A 19682-nucleotide genomic window follows, 5' to 3' on the forward strand; every position below is an offset into this window, starting at 1 on the left:
CTCAATCCTTCAGGATCTGTGCTGCGCCTTCGCTGATGGTGAGCGACACCGCATCGCCTGAGGAAAAGCCGATCGGCCCGATCCGGCTGTTCTGCTGGCGGATGGTGAACAGCGAGGTGTCGGGCAGTCGGACGCGGATATGGGTGTCGGTGCCGAGATAGGTGAGGTCCTCGATCTGGCCGCCGAGTATCGCGGATGCGGACGGTGCTGCGAGCTGCGCATGTTCCGGCCGGATCACCACGGTGACCCTGCCCTCGGGCTTGAGATCCGTCGGGAAGGTCGCTTCAAGCGTGCCGCGGGAAGAAAGCCTGACCTTCGCATGCGGACCATCGACGGAGATCACGTCGGCGGTGAGGAAATTCGTCTCGCCGATGAAATCGGCAACAAAACGCTCGGCCGGGCGATCATAGATTTCCCAAGGGGAACCGACCTGGCGGACCTCGCCATGGGACATGACGGCGATGCGGTCGGACATGGCAAGCGCCTCTTCCTGGTCATGGGTGACGAAGATGAAGGTAATGCCGGTTTCGGCCTGGACGCGTTTCAGCTCGACCTGCATTTCCTTGCGCAGCTTGTAATCGAGCGCCGAGAGAGGCTCGTCGAGCAACAGCACTTTCGGTTTGGGCGCCAGCGCGCGGGCCAAGGCCACGCGCTGCTGCTGGCCGCCGGAAATCTGCATGACCTTACGATTGCGCATCGCCTCCATGTGGACCAGCGCCAGCATTTCATCGACGCGTGCGGCGATCTCGGCTTTCGGGCGGCCGAGCATTTCCAGCCCGAAGCCGATATTCTGGGCAACCGTCATATGCGGGAAGAGCGCGTAGTTCTGGAAGACCGTATTGACCGGCCGCTTGAACGGCGGCAGCGGGGCGATGTCATCGCCGTAAAGCAGGATTTCGCCATCGGTCGGGAAATCGAAACCGGCGATCAGCCGCAAAAGCGTGGTCTTGCCGCAGCCCGATGGACCCAGAAGCGTGAAGAACTCGTTTTGCCTTATGTTGAGAAAGATACCGCTGAGGGCGGTGACCTGGCCGGCGCCGTCGCCATAGATACGGCTGACGCCCCTGACTTCGATTGCAAGTTCCTGCTGGTTTTTCAAGCACGCCCCACATTTCGTTGCCTGTCATTGCAACTTCTGACAGCATTTCATGCCAAATTGTCGCGGGCAAGCCGCGATCGCGGCACTCCCTGAAATAACAGAGGCAAGCGGCATGCCAGCGTTGTTCCCAACGCCCGGTTTCGCGGCGATATAACTTTGCGGATCCGGATTTGCGATCCGGTTCAGCCGAGCTGAAGTATCGCGATCGCAGCCGTAGCGACCGGCATCGATATTCCATCGAAAACAAGGGTTTGCATTTCGCCGCTTGCGACAATGGCGTTGTTGCCTGCTTTGCCTGCGCCTGTATGATCGCGGCCATTGCAAACGGGGCGTGCATCGTGCCGCCCCGGCGATGCCAGCGATTGACGCTGGTGGACGACGATTTTTAGGTGAGGAGAAAACATGGCATCGAGCGATCTTTTTGTGTCGGCGGACGGGGCCGAATGGGTCAATCCCGAACCGGGCGTGACACGCCGGATCATGACCTATCTGCCGGAGATGATGATGGTGGAGGTCGTGTTCGAAAAGGGCGCGATCGGATCGCTGCATTCGCATCCGCATATCCAGGCAAGTTACGTGGCCGAGGGCCGTTTCGAGGTGACCATCGACGGTCGGACCGAGACACTTGATCTCGGCGGCAGCTTCATCGTTCCGCCGGATCTGGTGCATGGGGTCAAGGCGCTGGAGGCCGGTCGCCTGATCGACGTCTTCACCCCGCACCGCGCCGAATTCCTGAAATAATCTATCTGGTCGAGATCCGGTCTCGACTTGCCAGATCTGAAAACCGGTCGCAGACGCTGCGGCCGGTTTTTTGTTGCGTACGGGCTGGCGGCAAAGGGCCTTCGGGTGAGCCTCTGCCTGACAAAACAAAAGCGCCCGGCAAAAAGCCGGGCGCCTGATTTTCGTGCTGCGCACTGACGCTTTTAGTGCATCAGCAGGCGCGGCAGCCACATCGAGAACATCGGCACGTAAGTGACCAATGCCATGGCGAGGAAAAGCGCGCTGTAGAAGGGCAGGATCGATTTCATCACCTCGCCGACCGAGATCTCGCCGATGGCGCAGCCGATGAACTGGGTGGTGCCGACCGGTGGCGTGTTGAGGCCGAGCGCGCAGTTGAGCAGCATGACCATGCCGAACTGGACCGGGTCCATGCCGTATTGCATGGCAATCGGCAGGAAGATCGGGGTGCAGATCAGGATGGTGCTGGCCATATCCATGAACGTGCCGAGCAGGAACAGGATGACGTTGATCATCAGGAAGATAATGATCGGGTTGGTCGAGATATGCCCCATCAGTTCACCGGTCATGTCGGCCACGCCGTAAAGACCCATGAGATACTGGAACATGGTCGACACGCCGATCAGCAGCAGCACGATGCCCGTCGTCTTGACCGTCTTGGCAGCCGCCATCAGGAAGGCTTCCCAGGTCATCGTGCGATAGATGAAGAAGGTCAGCAACATCGTGTAGATGACGGCGATCGAGGCGGATTCGGTTGCGGTGAAAATGCCCGAAATGATGCCGCCGAGGATGATGACGACGATCAGCATGCCGGGTGCCGCGGCTGCCAGCGAACGCATGACGATATGCCAGCCGGGGAAGGTGCCTGCCGGATAACCGCGTTTTCTGGCGACGTAATAGGCCGCACCGAGGTTGCAGACCATCAGAAGCAAAGCGGGCATGATGCCGGCTGCGATCAGGGCGCCGATCGATGCCTTGCCGCTGGCGGCAAGCGCATAGATGATCATGTTGTGGCTGGTCGGCATCAGGGCGCCGACAAGCGCTGCATGGGTGGTGACGTTGACCGCATAGTCGGCGTCATACCCTTCCTTCTTCATCATCGGGATCATCACGGCGCCCATGGCCGAGACGTCGGCAACGGGGGAGCCGGCGACACCGCCGAAGAGGGTGCAGGCGACGACGTTCGACATGCCGAGCCCGCCGCGGACATGGCCGACCATGGACTTGGCGGCGCTGACGATCTTGTCGGCGACGCCGCCATGCAGCATCAGTTCACCGGAAAAAATGAAGAAAGGAATGGCGAGAAATGAAAACACGTTCATGCCCGCCATCATCTGCTGAAAGCCGACGGCGATCGGGAGACCTTCATAAAGAATGGTGCAAAGCGCCGACAGGCCGATCGCAAAAGCGACCGGAATCCCCGCAATGAGGAAGCCGACAAAAGTGATACAAAGAATGGTTAGTGCCATGACGGTACGACCTCCGCCTTACGGAAAATGGCCAGGATATGTTCGACTGAAAACATGATGATCAGGACGCCCGAGACGGCGAGCGGAATGTAACGCACGGCCTCGGTCACATGAAGATTGGGCATGAGGTAGGGCGCCACGGACCAGCCGAGCAGCCAGCCGTTATAGGCCATGGCGGCGCCGAACAGGCAGATGGCGATATAGATGACCAGTTCCACATACCGTTGCATGCTCTCCGGCAAAAGAACGGTGAGGGAGTCGAGAGCGATATGGCCGGCATCACGAACGCCGACGGCAGCCCCGATCATGGTGACATAAAGAATAAGCACGATGGCCAGGTTTTCCGTCCAGCTGGGTGAATCGTTCAGCACGTAACGGCCGAAAACCTGGTAAAAAACGACGATGACGAGTGTCAGAAGGCCGGTGATGGCGAGGATCATGCCGGCCTTGGCCAGCGGTGCGTTGATGCTCGTCAGCCATCCCGTCATCGCGGGCGGATGGGCGGCCTCGGGTTTATGGTGAGTATTCATGGTATCCCCCTGGCGCATCGGTCCGGAAACCGGATCCGGTTTTCAGAGCGGGCGATGCGCGGTGTCTTGAGCTTTGCAGCGGGCTTCGCGCCTGATGTCAGAGGCGCCAAGTGCGGTCGAATGAGGCAGCTCCGTCAGGAGCCGCCTCCTCGAAAGGTCACTTCGTGTCCTGGATCCGCTTGACGAGATCCTGCAGCTCGGGTGTGTTGGCGAACTGGGCGTAGACGGGCTTCATCGCGTCGATGAATTCCTGCTTGTCGTTGACATCCTCGATGATGGCGCCGGCCTTTTCGACGATTGCCTTCGATGTCGTTTCGCGTTCATCCCAGAGGCGGCGCTGCTCGACCACCGAGTCCTTGGCGGCCTGGCGGATCAATGCCTGGTCTTCCGGCGGCAGCTTGTCCCAGATCGGCTTGGAGAAGAGCAGCAGTTCCGGCACCATGGCGTGTTCGGTGCGGGTGAAATATTTGGCTGCCTCGTAATGATGCGACGATTCAAACGACGGGTAGTTGTTTTCGGCAGCATCGATAATGCCGGTCTTCAGGCCGGTATAAACTTCGCCCATCGGCATCGGCGTTGCATTGGCGCCGAGAGCCTGGACCATGGCGACGAACATGTCGGACTGCTGGACGCGGATCTTCATGTTGTGAAGGTCGGCAAGCGTCTTGATCGGCTTTTTCGTGTACATCGAGCGGGAGCCGCTGTCATAGAAGGCAAGGCCGATCATGCCCTGTTTTTCCAGCGCCTTCAGGACTTCGTCACCGATCGGGCCATCGAGCACCGCGTGCAGGTGGTCTTCCGAACGGAAGATGAAGGGCATGGAGATGACGATGGTTTCCGGCACCATGTTATTGACCACGGCGGCGCTGATGCGCAGCATGTCGAGGCCGCCGATGCGCAGCTGTTCGATCGTGCCGCGTTCATCGCCCAACGCGCCATTCGGGAAGACCTTGATGCCAAGGCGGCCGTTGGTGCGTTCCGACAGAATCTTGCCCATATACATGGTGCCCTGAACGGTCGGATAATCGTTGGGATGGATGTCGGCGGATCTGAAATCGCGCGCCATGGCCGGCGATGCCAGCAAGGCACCGACCGCTCCGGCGGCAAGAAGCAGCGTACGGATGGCTTTAAAAGTTCGTTTCATTTGTATTTCCTCCAATAAGATCAGGTTCAACGTGAATTTTGAACAGCACTCCCCGGCGCCGGAAACGGGCGCTTTCGCCCCATTTCCGGCCTTCCAAACATCAATCTGACTTGCTCCTTCCCTTGGGTTCTCCCCTGGGCTCCGTCCCTTTGGGAGGCCTCCTCGTCAGGCCCCCCTTTTGACCGGCTCCGCGCCGATCAGAGCCGGTAGGCTTTTTTCACCAGCGTGTAGGCAAGCTCCCTGGCGAGATCGAAAGCCTCTTCTTCCTTCAGCCTGTGTTCGGCAACGAGCCGTGCCAGGAAGGCGCAATCGACCCGCCTTGCCACATCGTGACGAGCCGGTATCGACGGGAAGGCGCGGGTATCGTCGTTGAAGCCGACCGTGTTGTAGAAACCGGCCGTTTCGGTCGCCATCTCGCGGAAACGGCGCATGCCTTCCGGGCTGTCGTGGAACCACCAGGGCGGCCCGAGCCTGAGCGCCGGGTAGGCGCCCGCCAATGGCGCGAGTTCGCGGCTGTAGGATGTTTCGTCCAGGGTGAAGAGGACGACCGTCAGGTCGCGCTCCATGCCCACGGCATCGAGCAGGGGTTTCAGGGCCGAGACGTAGTCGGTGCGGCCTGGAATATCGAAGCCCATGTCGCGGCCATGATTGGCGAAGATGGTCGGCGAGTGGTTGCGCCGGGAGCCCGGATGGATCTGCAGCACGAGGCCGTCGTCGAGGCTCATCTTGGCCATCTCTGTCAGCATCTGGCCGCGAAACAGCCTGTGATCATCCGCATCGGATTTACCGGCCCGGACCCGGTTGAACAGTGCCGTGGCCTCCGCATCCGAGAGGTTCGCCGTATCGGCGGTCGGGTGACCGTGGTCCGACGAGGTGGCGCCGAAGGACTTGAAATAGGCCCGGCGCTTTCGGTGGGCGTCGAGATAACCCGTCCACGAACCGGTGTCTTCGCCGGTCATGTCGCCGAGCTGGTCGAGATTGGCGGCAAAACCCTCGAAATCGGGATCGACCACCGCATCCGGCCGATAGGCCGTCACGACGCGTCCGTCCCAGCCGCTTTCGCGGATCGCCCTGTGCCAGCGAAGGTCGTCCAATGCGCCTTCGGTTGTGGCTATGACCTCGATGTTGAAGCGCTTGAACAGTGCCCGCGGACGGAGTTCCGGCAGGGTCAGTTTTTCGGCGATATGGTCGTAGCTGCGATCGGCGTTTGCTGCATTGAGCAGTTCGTCGAAACCGAAGACGTTGGTGAGGACATAGTCCATCCACAGCCGCGTCGGCGTACCTCTGAACAGATGATAATTCTCGGCAAAAAGCCGCCAGATACGGCGACCGTCCGTCTCTATCGGTGCGCCATCGAGACGGCGCACGCCAAGATCCTCAAGGCGAATGCCCTGGCTGCACAGCATGCGGAAAATGTAGTGATCGGGAACGATAAGCAGTTGCGCCGGGTCCGGGAACGCTTCGTCCAGCGCATACCATTTCGGATCGGTATGGCCATGGGGACTTACGATCGGAAGATCCGACACGGTTTTGTAAAGTGCTTGAGCAATGGAACGAATATTGGTTTCGGTCGGAAAAAGCACATCAGGATGTATGAGAGTATTCATGGATAAGCCGACCTCCTTTCGACAGCCTCAACGCTAGATTGCTGCGAATTCGAATGTCAATGATCAGAAAGCCGCAGCTTCTCTGCCGGATTTTTGAGGAGCCCGTGTTTATCTGATGGCCGAATTTTCCAATAAATGCATTTAAATCATCGAGATAATTTCACGCCAAACGATGTCGTAAAGCATCTACCGATTGACCTGTTTGGGTGAATGATCGTTCCTGGCGGTCGAAAGTGTCGCAGCTTGCCTGCTACTCTTGGTCGAAATGTCGCAGTTTTTAGTTCGTGCTTATGGAGCTGGCGGGTTTCGGAGTGCGACGACGCGGCTGCGACAGGTGTCTTCGACGGATCATTCCATCGCCTTCCTACTGGTACAGAGCCCTGCACACCGCGGTTGTGGGCGCGCATCGCAGAGCGGATGTACCGGCGGGGATTTCACGCCTGAGACTGAGGGCGATGCTCCACGGCCTATGTGTAAACCTCTGTAAATAAATAGAAAATCTGAATTCTCCGCGATCCGAAATGATTTTTATCAATCTTCGATTGCTGGATAAAATGTCACACGCATTTGTTGATTTTGGCGGTTCTGCGTCACCCATATGGTAGTATATGAACGTAGTTATGCGGCCTACGGGGAAAAGAGGTGGCCGCTAACTTGATCGCGACAGTGCCCCGTGGCGCCGGGATCAGCATCGTCTGAGGAGACGGAGCATGACAAATCAACTAATGGGAGACCATGCATCAATGCCTGCGAAGGCTTTGAAAGTGGTCGGACGATATCGCTGGACCATTGTGGGCCTGCTATTTTTCTCGACAACCATCAACTACATGGACCGTCAGGTCCTGGGTCTTCTCAAGCCCACCCTGATGGGTGATATGGGCTGGACCGAAACAGACTTTGGCGACATCGTCGCCGCTTTTTCTCTATTTTATGCATTTGGCTATATCGGCGTCGGCCGGCTGATGGACAAGATCGGCGTGAAGACCGGCCTGCCCATAGCCGTTGCGGCATGGAGCTTTTTCGGCATCATTCATGCGTTCATGAGCAGCGTCTGGGGCTTCAAGGTCGCCCGCGCAGGCCTCGGATTGAGCGAGGGCGGCAACTTCCCCGCATCGATCAAGACCGTGACCGAGTGGTTCCCGGCCAAGGAACGGGCCCTGGCGACCGGTATCTTCAACGCCGGCAGCAATGTCGGCGCCGTCGTCGCGCCTATCCTGGTGCCGCTGATCCTTTTGGCCTGGGGGTGGCGTGCCTGCTTCCTGATTACCGGCGCGATCGGGTTTATCTGGGTCGTCGCCTGGTATTTCATGTATGAAAGGCCGGAGAAGAACCGCCACCTGTCGGCCGAAGAAAAGGCCTATATCCAGAGTGACCCGGTACCGCCGCAGGTTCATGTTCCGTGGATCCAGCTGCTCAAGTATCGCGGAACCTGGGCCAATATCGCCGGCACCTGCTTCAGCGCACCGGTCTGGTGGTTCTATCTGAACTGGGTTCCCGGCTTCCTGCACCAGCAATACGGCCTCAACCTGATGGCAGCGATGCTGCCGTTGATCATCATCTACTGCATGGCAGATGTCGGCAGCATCGGTGGCGGCTGGTTGTCTTCGTTCCTGATCAAGAAGGGCGTCAAGACGCTTCGGGCCCGCAAGATCGCCTTCCTCGTCTGTGGCCTTTGCGTCGTGCCGGTGTTCATGGCAGCGTCGGTGTCGAACATGTGGATTGCCATTCTCCTGATCGGCGTCGCCGCTGCCGCCCACCAGGGTTATTCGGCCAATGTCTACACGATCGTCACCGATACGATGCCGCGCAGCGCCGTCGGCTCGGTCGTCGGTATCGGCGGGTTCTGCGCCTATATCATCGGCATGTTCGTTTCGATGGGCGTCGGGCGCCTGCTCGATGCGACCGGCGGAAACTACCACATCCTCTTCCTCGTCGTGTCCTCACTCTACCTCATCGGTCTGGTGGTGATGCATTTCATTCTGCCGAAGACCGGATCGGGCATGACGCCTGCCGGGATCGAGGTCTGAGCATGTCCAAGGCATTCGGCCCGCATCGATCGTCAAGCCGGGCGGGCCGGAGCCAAGCTGAATATTTTCACGCATTCCCATGACCGCTGGAGCGGCGGTCCGGCCAGCCGGACGTCTGCTCCAGCGCCAATCACCAAGGACTTGTCATGAATATCAATTTAAAGGGCGGCGCCGTTTCCGATCGCCTTGGCAACGCTTCTCTGGTTGCGCTTCCGGCATCGGTCAAGCGCCCGACCTATGATCGCGACGATGTCACGCCCGGTATCGTCCATATCGGTCTTGGAGCATTCTGCCGCGCGCATGCCATGGTCTATACCGACGACGTGCTGCAGCAGGGAGCGAAAGGCTGGGGGATCGTCGGTGTCGATCTGATGTCGCCGGCCATCCGCGACGCGCTGAAGCCGCAGGATTGCCTTTATACGCTGCTCAGCCGGGACAATCACCAGGACAGCCTGCGGGTGATCGGATCGATCCTCGACGTGATGGTGACGTCCGACCAGAAGAAGGATGTCTTCGAGCTGCTGACACGGCCGGAAATCCGCATCGTCACATTGACGGTAACCGAGAAAGGTTATTGCCAGGATGCGGCGACAGGCAGTCTCGACGAGCAGAACCCGGTCATTGTCGCCGATCTTGCCAACCCGACTGACCCTCGCAGCGTTCCGGGTTTTCTGACGGAGGCCCTGCGTCTGCGCCGCGCCGCGGGACAGCCGCCATTCACGGTTCTGGTGTGCGATAACCTCGCACAGAACGGCATCAAGGTGCGCAGGATCGTCACCCGCTTTGCCACCCTGCGCGACGAAGAGCTGGGCCGCTTCATCGGCGAGAATGTTTCCTTTCCCTGCACGATGGTCGACCGGATCACGCCGGCGACGCAGGATGCCGACCGGCAAGCGGTTGCGGCCGGTCTTGGTCTTTCCGATCAATGGCCGGTCGTTACCGAGCCTTTCCGCCAATGGGTCATCGAAGATGATTTTCCGTTGGGGCGGCCCGACTGGGAAAAGGCCGGCGCGATTATGGTGGAGGATGTGCTTCCCTATGAGCTGATGAAGCTGCGATGCCTCAACGGCTCGCATTCGACACTTGCCTATCTTTCGGTCGTCGCCGGCATCGAAACGATTGCCGATGCGATGGTCGACGAGAACCTGCCGAAGGTAATCCGCCGGCTGTGGGATGAGGACCTGATCCGCACCCTGCCGCCGGTTCCCGGCACCGATGTGGTGGCCTATACCCATGATTTGGAGACACGCTTCCGCAATACCGGCGTGCGGCATCTGACGCTGCAGATTTCCTCCGACGGATCGCAGAAGCTGCCGCCGCGTCTTCTGGAGGCAGCCGGTGAGCTTTACGCGTCCGGTCGAAGCCCCAAGATTATCCCGCTCACTGTCGCCGCCTGGATGCGTTTCCTGTCCTGCCGCAATGAACTTGGCCAGGGTTATTCCGTCACCGACCCGCATGCCGAGCGGTTGACCGGCATTGCCAGCGCATGCGGCGACGATGCCGAAAAGCTCGCCGATGCGCTTTTCGGCATTCGCGAAATCTTCGGCGACGTGCTGCCGGCAAATGCCCATTTCCGCGCTCAGGTCGTCAGGCATTTGTCGAGCCTCATGGAGCACGGGGTCCGGGAGACACTGAAGGCATTTTTGAACGAGGCCTGAGGCTTCAGGCACTGGACCGCAGCATTACTTTATTGATTACAGGAGTTCACAGATGGAACAGACTTGGCGTTGGTTCGGACCGGATGATCCGGTCAGTTTGGAAAAGGTTCGCCAGGCAGGCGCAACCGGTGTCGTCACTGCCCTCCACCACATGAACCAGGGCGGCGTGTGGCCGTCCGACGAGATCCTCAAGCGCAAGGCCGAGGTCGAGGCCGCCGGCCTGACATGGTCGGTGGTCGAAAGCATCGGCGTCGGCGAGGAAATCAAGACGCGGACCGGCAATTTCCAGGAAAAGATCGACAATTACAAACAGTCGATCCGCAATGTGGCACGGGCCGGCGTGAAGGTGATCTGCTACAATTTCATGGTGATCACCGACTGGAGCCGGACCAACCTTATGTACCGGTTGCCGAATGGCGGTTATGCGCTGCGTTACGACAGCGTCGATTTCGCCGCCTATGATCTCTTCGTGCTGCAGAGAAAGGGCGCGGAAGGTTCCTATTCAGCCGATCATCTGGCAAAGGCAAAGGCCCGGTTCGAGGCCATGGACTACACGAAGATCGCCGAGCTGGAGCGCAACCTGATCGACTGGCTGCCGGCCCGCGACTTCGCCTATACCCGCTCGACCTTCAAGGACATGCTGGAACTCTACCAGGAGATCGGCGTCGAGGACCTTCGCGCCAACCTGATCGCATTCCTGCGCGAGATCACGCCGGTGGCGGAAGAGGAGGGGGCGCGGCTCTGCATCCATCCCGACGATCCGTCCTTCCCGATCTTCGGCCTGCCGCGCGTGCTGTCGACGGCCGATGACGTGAGGGCGCTTTTCAACGGCGTGCCGCAGGAAGCGTGCGGGTTGACCTTCTGCACCGGATCTTTCGGCTCCAATCCGAAAAATGATCTGGTGGCGATGGCCAAGGAATTTGCGCCGCGCACCCATTTCGTCCATCTGCGCAATACGACGCGCGAAGCGGATGGGTCATTCTACGAGGCCGATCATCTGGGCGGCGATACGGATCTCGTGGCGGTCACCGCGGCCTTCATGGCCGAGGAAGAGCGCCGGGCTTCGATCGGCCATCTCGTGCCGCAGATCCCGATGCGCCCCGATCACGGCCATCTTCTGGGCGACGATATCGGCCAAAAATCCAATCCCGGTTATTCGTTCGTCGGTCGTCTCAAGGGGCTCGCGGAGCTTCGCGGGGTGATGCAGACGGTTCAGGCTTTCAGGGAGGGACGCGTGGCATAACAACCATCAAATCGTTCTGCAGCCTGTGGCCGTATCGCCCGTTTACTCAAGGAGATACGGCCGATATACCGGAAGTCGTTTCGGAGGATAACTCGCCTAACCCGCGTCAGATATGATGAGAGACTGAATGGTGGATCGCAGCCGGTCCCGTTTGACGAACCAGGTGTTCGACAAGATCCGGGAAGATATCGTGTACGGCCGTCTTGCTCCGGACGAACCCTTGTCCGAAGCGGATCTCTGCCAACAGCTGGAAGTCAGCCGGACGCCGGTGCGCGAGGCGCTGATCAAGCTGGCGGAAGAAGAACTGGTTGTCATCTATCCGCATTTCGGCACGTTCGTCGCTCCTATCTCTCTGGAGGCGGTCAAGGTCGGCCAGTATATCCGCGAGAAGCTGGAATGTGCGCTTGTCGTCGATGCCGTCAAACGGCTCGACGATGACGGACGCGAGCGAATTCGTGCCAATATGCGCGATCAGGCTGCGGCCGTCGGCAACGGGGACGAGTTCTACAGGCTCGATAATGTCTTCCATGCCCTGATCGCCGAACTTAGCGGTTATGCAGGGACATGGAGCGCCATTCTTCGGGCCAAGACCCAGCTCGACCGGGTGCGGTATCTGACCATCCAGGACAATGACCGCATGGCCTTGACCCTGGAGGAACACCGGCAGATCGCCGATGCGATTATCGCCGGGGATGCAGGTGCTGCCGAGATGCACATCCGGAGCCATCTTCGCACCGTATTCGGGCATCTCGACGGGTTGGGACTGGACGAGCCAAGGCCTCGTTTGCCGTCGCGCAAACGTCCGTCGGCGAAAGTCTTAGGCGTCGAGCCGTCCTGACGGTTTCCGGTATCTTGCGGCTGCAGAACCGCATGCTTTTTGGGACTGCCTAGACCGGCTCGAAACAGGCCGGCCTCATCCCACCAGATATAAAGTGATGATTTTCAATCGCCATCGGTCGAGGGCGGTGGAGCCGCGCGTCGTTGTGCGGCTTTCCCAGCGACCGGCAAGGTGACTGGCATAGAGCCGGCTCAGGAGAAAGCTATTAAAATGATGAAGAACAGCATCTGCCTTCACCCTTCCGACAATATCGAGATCGCCCTCAAAGACCTCGTAGCCGGGGATATCCTGACAACAAGCAGGATTGCCGTCGGCCAGGCCATCCCGCGTGGCCACAAGATTGCGACGGCGGCAATTCCGGCTGGCGGCAATGTTTTGCGTTATGGCCAGATCATCGGTCAGGCCAAAGCGGACATCGCGGCCGGAGACCACATCCACGTCCATAACCTTGGAATGGGCGAACATGCGCAGGATTATGCCTTCGCCAGCGCCAATACGCCTTTGCCCGAGATCGCCGATCAACGCACATTCATGGGTTACAAGCGCGCCGACGGAAAGGTCGGGACCCGCAACTATATCGGCATCCTGACGACGGTGAACTGTTCAGGCTCGGTTGCCCGCTTCATCACAGAGGCTGCGGAAAAATCCGGGTTGCTCGATGAATTCCCCAATGTCGACGGGATCGTTCCGATCTCGCATGGAACCGGATGCGGCATGTCCACCGATGGCGAGGGGTATGCGACGCTGTTCAGGACGCTTTCGGGTTATGCCCGCAACCCCAATTTCGGCGGCATCCTGCTGGTCGGGCTCGGTTGCGAGGTGATGCAGATCCCGGATCTCGTCGGTGGCCGACGCATCCGCCAGGATGGCATGCTGCGCTACATGACGATCCAGCAGGAGGGCGGCACGCGCAAGACGATCGAGCGGGGGCTCGCAGAACTTCGCGGCGTGGCAGAGTTTGCCAACCGCACGGTGCGTTGCCCCGCGCCGGTCTCTGAAATCACCATCGGCATGCAATGCGGCGGCTCGGACGGTTATTCCGGCATAACCGCCAACCCGGCGCTCGGTTATGCGTCCGATCTTCTCGTCCGTCACGGTGGTACCACCATTCTTTCCGAGACCTCGGAAGTCTACGGGGCCGAGCATCTTCTGACGCGCAGGGCGGAAACTGCCGAGATCGGCAACAAGCTGATCGACCGGCTGAAATGGTGGGAGGAATATTGTGCCCGCAATGGCGGCGAGATGGACAACAATCCGTCTCCCGGCAACAAACGCGGCGGGTTGACGACCATTCTGGAAAAGTCGCTCGGCGCCGTTGCCAAGGGCGGTACCGCGCCGCTGCTCGGGGTCTACAAATTCGGCGAGACGATCGACCGCAAGGGCTTCGTGTTCATGGACAGCCCCGGTTTCGACCCGTGTTCGGTAACCGGTCAGGTGGCGTCGGGCGCCAACCTGATCGTGTTCACCACCGGGCGCGGTTCGGTTTCCGGCTACAAGCCGACGCCTTGCATCAAGCTGTCGACCAATTCTGAAATGTACGAGCGGATGAAGGACGACATGGACCTCAACTGCGGCGACATCATCACGGAAGGCGTCAGCATCGAGGAAAAGGGGCGGGAGCTTTTCGAGCTGATCATCCGGGTCGCGTCGGGCGAACAGACGAAAAGCGAGGAACTCGGTTACGGCGGCGCGGAATTCGTGCCCTGGCAGATCGGCGCGGTGATGTGAGGGCGAAAGCGACTTACAATATATATAGAGATGGGTTCTGTCTGGACGTGAAGTCGGGGCCGCTATTGCGGCTCCGACTCGGGTCAGGTGTTATTGGCCGGCCCGCAACTGCGTCTCGGCGCGCGAGGCGATTGCCGCCCGGCACCATTCCAAAACGGCATCTTCGTTTGGCGGAAGGGCGATGGACAGAGCGCCGGTATAGTCTGACCAGTCGCTGCGATAATCCTGCTTGACGCAGGTGAGAACCGGCACGCCGAGTGATGCAGCTTTTTCGAAGACGGAGCGCAGGCCCCGGCCTTCCGCCTCGGCCTTGCCGAAGCGGTTGAGGAGCAAGAGGTCCGGTGTCTTGTCCAAGCGCGCCAGCGTGTGGCCGGCAACATCCGCCAGCGCCTGGCTGTCGAGCCGGCAGCCGGTGGCGCCGGGGCCGAGCGATTGCGAGATGCAATATTGCTCTCCGGTCTCGATATCTTCCAGCAGCATGTCCGGACGACAGTCATCGTTACCGGATGGATCACATTGGATATGCCCGGCGATCTGCCGGCTCTCGGCGCGAAGGTGCGCCACAACGGCCTTGAGCAGCAGCACTGCGCCTTCAGCTTCTTCTACCGGGAGTGCGGCGAGGATCGGAAACTCAGAATTCATGTCACGGCTTCATGGTGTGAATGGGCTTAAAGGATCACGCGGCAGGCGTATCACAGCCCGTTGGCGGTTTTTCGTTGGTTTTCCGCGCAAGGCTAGCTCAGGTGAAGGGGGTGCTCCTTGATATTCCGCAAGCTCGAAAAGCTTGCGCAAGTCAGCCTGTTGTCGGGGGCCTGTCAATGCGTTTTTTCGGTCGTCTGGCGTGACTTTCGGGCCGGTTGCCAGGTTGGGGCGATAGACCTATACAGCGCCATGCGAAGATAAAGCCGGCGCACGAGGACATGCGACAGCGTTTCTTCATCCTGTTGATAGGGGTGTCACAGTGACAGTGCAAGCAGCGCAGCAGATGGTGAAGATTAGCCGCGCCGAACGCCTGAGGCTCGTTCTTTCCGCCATCCGCGCCAATTCCAGCGTCCGGCTGAGTTCGCTCGCCGAAGAATTCGCGGTGAGCCAGGAGACCATCCGGCGTGATCTCGAAAAGCTGCATTCTCAGGGGCTGATCAGCCGCACCTATGGCGGCGCGATGGCTTATTCGCCCGGCCGCGACCCGTCGTTCAACGAACGGATGGAAACCAATGTGCAGGTGCGCGATGCGCTGGCGCAGGAAGCTGTGAAGCTGGTGCAGCCGGGTGACGTGCTGTTCATCAGTTCCGGCGTCACGTCGCTGCAGTTCGCCCAACATCTCGCCCCGATCGCCGAAGACCTGACGGTGCTGACGACCAGCGTGCGGGTGGCGAGCGCGTTTTTCGGGCGCGAGGGCGTGCGCGTACTTTTGGCGCCGGGGGAATTTGATGCCGTGGAACAGTCGGTATCGGGCGCCGAGACGCAGGCATTTTTCAGCAAGTTTCATGGGACCAAGCTGTTTTTCGGTGCAAGCGGGCTGACCGCTGACGGCCCGAACGAATCCCGTTCGCCAATCGCCTGGAATTTGCGAGCGATGATCGGTCGGGTGGAGCAGGTGATCCTGATCGCGGATCAGACGAAATTCGGCGTCCGGCATCTGGAGGCCGTGGCGGAGCTCGCGGATATCGACATTCTGGTGACGGACCAGATGCCGGACGAGCAGTTGATGGAAGCGATCGGCGAGGCGGCGATCGAACTCAAGCTGATTGCTTCGTGATCCATTCTGTGGAAATTCCACATAATTATGATGTTCTGCATAATTTATGAGCGGTTGACTGCGTTTTTGGCAGCAATAATGTGGATTTGCCACATATTTAACGTGGACTTTCCACATGTTCGGTTTATTCTTGGCTCTACTGAGTGGGTATGCCGAAGATAGATGGCCGCAATGCAGACCGGAACTTCCAGCGATGAAATGAGTGCGCCGCTTCTGACGGTGCGTTCGTTGCGGACGGAATTCGATACATCCGAAGGCAAGGTGATTGCGCTCGACGACGTGTCGTTCGAGGTTTTCGATGGTGAAACGGTCTGTCTGGTCGGTGAGTCCGGTTGCGGCAAAAGCCTGACGTCGCTGTCCATTCTCGGTCTGTTGCCGAAAAACGGCCGGGTGGTCGGCGGCGAGATCATGTTCGATGGCGTCGATCTGGCGCATCTTGCGGAAGACCAGATCCGCCATCTGCGTGGCAGCAAGATCTCGATGATTTTTCAGGAGCCGATGACGTCGCTCAATCCGGTGCTGACGGTGGGCTCGCAGATCGCCGAGGCGGTGCAGTTGCACCAGCGGGTCGGCAAGCGGAAAGCTTGGGAAGTGGCCGTCGATATGCTGCGGCTTGTCGGTCTTGCGGCGCCCGAGCGACGCGCCAAGGAATATCCACACCAGTTTTCCGGCGGCATGCGCCAGCGGGTGATGATCGCCATGGCGCTTGCCTGCCGCCCAAAGCTTTTGATCGCCGACGAGCCGACAACGGCGCTCGACGTGACGATCCAGGCGCAGGTTCTCGACCTGATTACCCGGCTGAAGCAGGAACTCGGCATGGCGGTGATCCTGATCACCCATGATCTCGGCGTCGTGGCCGAAACCGCCCAGCGGGTCTGCGTCATGTATGCCGGCAAGGTGGTCGAGATGGCGTCCGTCTCCGAGCTTTTTGCCAATCCGCAGCATCCCTATACGCGCCGGCTGCTGAAGGCCATTCCGGGGTTGGCGGGCGACGGCGAAAGGCTGCAGGAAATTCCCGGCACCGTGCCGCCGCTCTGGGCACCGGCCGGCGGCTGCGGCTTCTGTCCGCGCTTTGATGGGGGCGACAAGCTCTGTCGTCAGGAAAAACCCCAGATGCGCGAAGTATCTCCCGGCCATTTCGTCCGCTGCTGGGCGGCGGGCCACCATGATGAGGAGATTGCCGCATGAGCAATATTCTCGAGGTCGACAATCTCACCAAGCATTTTCCTGTCGAAGGCAAGCTCGGCAGCCGTCAGTTCGTGCAGGCAGTCGATGGCGTCAGCTTCAGCCTGAAAAAGGGTGAGACGCTGGGGCTGGTCGGGGAGTCCGGCTGTGGGAAATCCACGACCGGGCGTCTGCTGCTGCGGCTTATGGAGCCGACGGCGGGACAAGTGCGCTTCGACGGACAGGATGTCTCGACGCTGAAGGGCACGGAACTCAAGAAATTCCGCCGCCGCATGCAGATCATCTTCCAGGATCCCTATGCGTCGCTCGATCCGCGCATGACGGTGGAGCAGATCCTCACCGAAATGCTGACCATTCACCGCATCGGCACGCGTGCCGAGCGGCGCGACCGGGTGGCCTATCTGATGGAGCGGGTGGGATTGCGTCCCGACCAGCTGAAGCGTTATCCGCATGAATTTTCCGGCGGCCAGCGGCAGCGGATCGGGATTGCGCGGGCGTTGACGCTCGGGCCGGACCTGATCATCGGCGACGAGCCGGTCTCGGCGCTCGACGTGTCGATCCAGGCGCAGATCATCAACCTTCTTGGCGACCTGCAGAGCGAACTAGGACTCTCCTACATCATCATCTCGCATGACCTGTCGGTGGTGAAACATGTCAGCGACCGGGTGGCGGTCATGTATCTCGGCCAGCTTGTCGAGCTTGCCTCGGCAAAGTCGCTCTATTCGCGTCCGCTGCATCCCTATTCGGAAGCGCTGCTATCGGCGGTGCCGGTTGCCGACCCGACGGTGCGCAAGCAGCGCATCCTGTTGAAGGGCGATGTCCCGTCGCCGATCAATCCACCCACCGGCTGCCGCTTTCACCCTCGCTGCAGCCGCGCGCAGGATATCTGCAAGCAGCAGAAGCCGGCGCTCACCTCCAAAGGCGCGGATCATGCCGTGGCCTGCCATTTCCCGCTCGCCGATCAACCGGCGGCATCCGCAGCCTGAATGCAAATAACTTCCTCAACGATAACAAGGGAACGAGGACAGCAGACATGGACATGAAAAGACGTACGCTTTTGTCATATCTTGCGGCATTGCCGGCCGCAGCCGAGATCCTGTCCTTCGGTTCGACGGCGCTTGCCGCGCAGGACGGCGGCAATCTGGTGGTCGGCCTGCGCACCAGCGAGCCGCGCCATCTCAACCCGGCCGTCACGACCGTCGGCGGCGTTCAGCTGATCGGCGCCAACATCTACAGCGCGCTGACGCGCTTCGATGCCAATGGCACGCCGGTTCCCGATCTTGCCCAGACCTGGGATATTTCGACCGACGGCCTGACCTACACCTTCCATCTTGCGCCGGGCATCAAATGGCATGACGGCAAGCCGTTCACCTCGGCCGACGTGAAATTCTCTTTCGAAAAGGTGCTTCTGCCGCTGCATCCGGTCGGCAAGGTCAATTTCAGCGCCATCGACACGATCGAGACGCCGGACGACAATACTGTCGTGTTCAAGCTGAAATATGCCTATGCGCCGTTCATCTCGCTGCTCGAAGTGCGCCATGCGACGATCCTGCCGAAACATATCTATGACGGCACGGACATCATGCAGAACCCGGCTAATGCCGCACCGATCGGTACCGGTCCGTTCAAGCTGGCCGAGTGGAGCAAGGGCAACTTCCTGCGGCTGGAAAAGAATGCCGACTATTTCAAGAAGGACAGGCCGCATCTCGACGAACTGGTCTTCGTCATCATTCCCGACACCAACACGATGGTCGCGGCGATGGAGGCAGAACAGATCGATTTCGCCCCGCTCGGCGTCTCCTTCGATCTGGTCGAGACGCTGAAGACGCGGCTTGGACCGAAGGGCTGGGTGATCGGCACCGCCTCCTACCTGTTCCGCGGCACCGGCAGCGTGCTGTTCAACCTCGACAACCCGACGCTTGCCAAGCTTGAAGTGCGCCAGGCGATCGTGCATCTCATCCGCAAGGACGAGATCCTGTCGACCGTGCGCAAGAATGTCGGCAAGATCGCCGACAATCCGATCTCCTGGTATATCGCCAACGACAAGACCGGGATTTCTTACAAGCCGGATGCGGCCAAGGCCAATGCGCTGCTCGATGCCGCCGGCCTGCCGAAGAAGGCGGACGGCATGCGCTTCTCGCTGTCGATCGTCGTTTCCACCGGCTGGGCCGAATATGAGCCGATCGCCAACCTGATGCGCGACTGGTTCCGCGAGGCGGGCATCGACTTGCAGATCCAGAAGATGGACGAGGCGGCCGCCATCGACAAGATGTTCACCGCACGCGATTTCCAGCTGGGGCTTTGCAACCCGTCCTTCGGTCCCGATCCGGCGATCATGGCCAAGGGCTTCACCTCGGCGCAGATCGGCCAGGGCGCCTATACCAACGGCATGGGCTACAAGAACGCCGATGTGGATGCGCTGTTTGCCCAGGGCGTCAAGCAGGTCGATCCGGCCGAGCGCCATCAGACCTACCAGAAGATCGTCCAGGCTGTGATGACCGACCTGCCGGTCATTCCGCTCTACGAAGACGATTTCGCCTATGCCTATCGCAAGGCATTTACCGGCCTGCCGCCGGGCGGCACCCATCGCGACAGTTACGAAAACGTCGCCAAGGCCTGACCTCAACAGGCTGCAATTTCCGGCCCGCCCATCGTGG

Annotated in this window: 16 protein-coding genes; 10 read left to right on the forward strand and 6 right to left on the reverse strand. The window is 59.9% G+C overall.

Going from position 1 to position 19682, the window contains the following annotated elements; all coding sequences use genetic code 11:
• Position 1: 1 nt before the first annotated feature.
• Entirely contained in the window at positions 2-1099 is a 1098-nt protein-coding gene (locus AC2GXZ_RS00230; RefSeq protein ID WP_483757112.1) for an ABC transporter ATP-binding protein, read from the reverse strand.
• Positions 1100-1501: 402 nt separating this feature from the next.
• Here AC2GXZ_RS00230 and AC2GXZ_RS00235 point away from each other — a divergent pair, with 402 nt between their 5' ends.
• Positions 1502-1840: a cupin domain-containing protein gene (locus AC2GXZ_RS00235; protein ID WP_483757113.1), complete on the forward strand. Its 339-nt coding sequence runs from the start codon at positions 1502-1504 to the stop codon at positions 1838-1840.
• A 182-nt stretch (positions 1841-2022) separates the two neighbouring features.
• On the opposite strand, the gene AC2GXZ_RS00240 is transcribed toward AC2GXZ_RS00235, so the two are convergent.
• The 4 genes from AC2GXZ_RS00240 to uxaC all read right to left on the reverse strand — a co-directional run bounded on the left by AC2GXZ_RS00240 (position 2023) and on the right by uxaC (position 6587).
• Complete coding sequence (locus tag AC2GXZ_RS00240; protein ID WP_483757114.1) at positions 2023-3306, reverse strand: TRAP transporter large permease; 1284 nt, start codon at positions 3304-3306, stop codon at positions 2023-2025.
• Positions 3297-3836 (reverse strand): TRAP transporter small permease, encoded by a 540-nt coding sequence (locus tag AC2GXZ_RS00245; protein ID WP_483757115.1) that lies wholly within the window; start codon positions 3834-3836, stop codon positions 3297-3299. Before AC2GXZ_RS00245 ends, AC2GXZ_RS00240 begins: the two co-directional genes overlap by 10 nt.
• 157 nt (positions 3837-3993) lie before the next feature.
• Positions 3994-4980 carry a TRAP transporter substrate-binding protein gene (locus AC2GXZ_RS00250; protein ID WP_483757116.1) on the reverse strand — a complete coding sequence of 329 codons (987 nt, stop codon included), beginning with the start codon at positions 4978-4980 and terminating at the stop codon, positions 3994-3996.
• Between the two features lie 197 nt (positions 4981-5177).
• The gene (gene uxaC, locus AC2GXZ_RS00255; protein WP_483757117.1) at positions 5178-6587 is read right to left on the reverse strand and encodes a glucuronate isomerase; all 1410 of its coding nucleotides are present in this window, start codon (positions 6585-6587) and stop codon (positions 5178-5180) included.
• Between the two features lie 710 nt (positions 6588-7297).
• On the opposite strand from uxaC, the gene AC2GXZ_RS00260 reads away from it, so the two are divergent.
• The 5 genes from AC2GXZ_RS00260 to AC2GXZ_RS00280 all read left to right on the forward strand — a co-directional run bounded on the left by AC2GXZ_RS00260 (position 7298) and on the right by AC2GXZ_RS00280 (position 14081).
• Entirely contained in the window at positions 7298-8614 is a 1317-nt protein-coding gene (locus tag AC2GXZ_RS00260) for an MFS transporter (RefSeq protein WP_483757118.1), read from the forward strand.
• Between the two features lie 146 nt (positions 8615-8760).
• On the forward strand, positions 8761-10272 hold the full coding sequence (locus AC2GXZ_RS00265) for a mannitol dehydrogenase family protein (protein WP_483757119.1): 1512 nt from the start codon (positions 8761-8763) through the stop codon (positions 10270-10272).
• A 52-nt stretch (positions 10273-10324) separates the two neighbouring features.
• On the forward strand, positions 10325-11515 hold the full coding sequence (uxuA, locus tag AC2GXZ_RS00270; RefSeq protein ID WP_483757120.1) for a mannonate dehydratase: 1191 nt from the start codon (positions 10325-10327) through the stop codon (positions 11513-11515).
• Between the two features lie 127 nt (positions 11516-11642).
• Positions 11643-12353 (forward strand): GntR family transcriptional regulator, encoded by a 711-nt coding sequence (locus AC2GXZ_RS00275; RefSeq protein ID WP_483757121.1) that lies wholly within the window; start codon positions 11643-11645, stop codon positions 12351-12353.
• A 210-nt stretch (positions 12354-12563) separates the two neighbouring features.
• Positions 12564-14081 carry a UxaA family hydrolase gene (locus tag AC2GXZ_RS00280; RefSeq protein ID WP_483757122.1) on the forward strand — a complete coding sequence of 506 codons (1518 nt, stop codon included), beginning with the start codon at positions 12564-12566 and terminating at the stop codon, positions 14079-14081.
• A 90-nt stretch (positions 14082-14171) separates the two neighbouring features.
• On the opposite strand, the gene AC2GXZ_RS00285 is transcribed toward AC2GXZ_RS00280, so the two are convergent.
• Positions 14172-14723, reverse strand: a complete 552-nt coding sequence (locus AC2GXZ_RS00285) for a DUF2478 domain-containing protein (RefSeq protein WP_483757123.1) — start codon at positions 14721-14723, stop codon at positions 14172-14174.
• A gap of 319 nt (positions 14724-15042) precedes the next feature.
• Here AC2GXZ_RS00285 and AC2GXZ_RS00290 point away from each other — a divergent pair, with 319 nt between their 5' ends.
• The 4 genes from AC2GXZ_RS00290 to AC2GXZ_RS00305 all read left to right on the forward strand — a co-directional run bounded on the left by AC2GXZ_RS00290 (position 15043) and on the right by AC2GXZ_RS00305 (position 19645).
• The gene (locus AC2GXZ_RS00290) at positions 15043-15840 is read left to right on the forward strand and encodes a DeoR/GlpR family DNA-binding transcription regulator (protein WP_483757124.1); all 798 of its coding nucleotides are present in this window, start codon (positions 15043-15045) and stop codon (positions 15838-15840) included.
• 171 nt (positions 15841-16011) lie between these two features.
• The gene (locus tag AC2GXZ_RS00295) at positions 16012-17028 is read left to right on the forward strand and encodes an ABC transporter ATP-binding protein (protein WP_483757125.1); all 1017 of its coding nucleotides are present in this window, start codon (positions 16012-16014) and stop codon (positions 17026-17028) included.
• Positions 17025-18011 (forward strand): ABC transporter ATP-binding protein, encoded by a 987-nt coding sequence (locus AC2GXZ_RS00300; RefSeq protein WP_483757126.1) that lies wholly within the window; start codon positions 17025-17027, stop codon positions 18009-18011. Before AC2GXZ_RS00295 ends, AC2GXZ_RS00300 begins: the two co-directional genes overlap by 4 nt.
• Positions 18012-18058: 47 nt before the next feature.
• Positions 18059-19645 (forward strand): ABC transporter substrate-binding protein, encoded by a 1587-nt coding sequence (locus AC2GXZ_RS00305; protein ID WP_483757127.1) that lies wholly within the window; start codon positions 18059-18061, stop codon positions 19643-19645.
• The last annotated feature ends 37 nt before the right edge of the window (positions 19646-19682 follow it).

It is taken from the genome of Aliirhizobium sp. YIM B11859 (genome assembly GCF_057163345.1).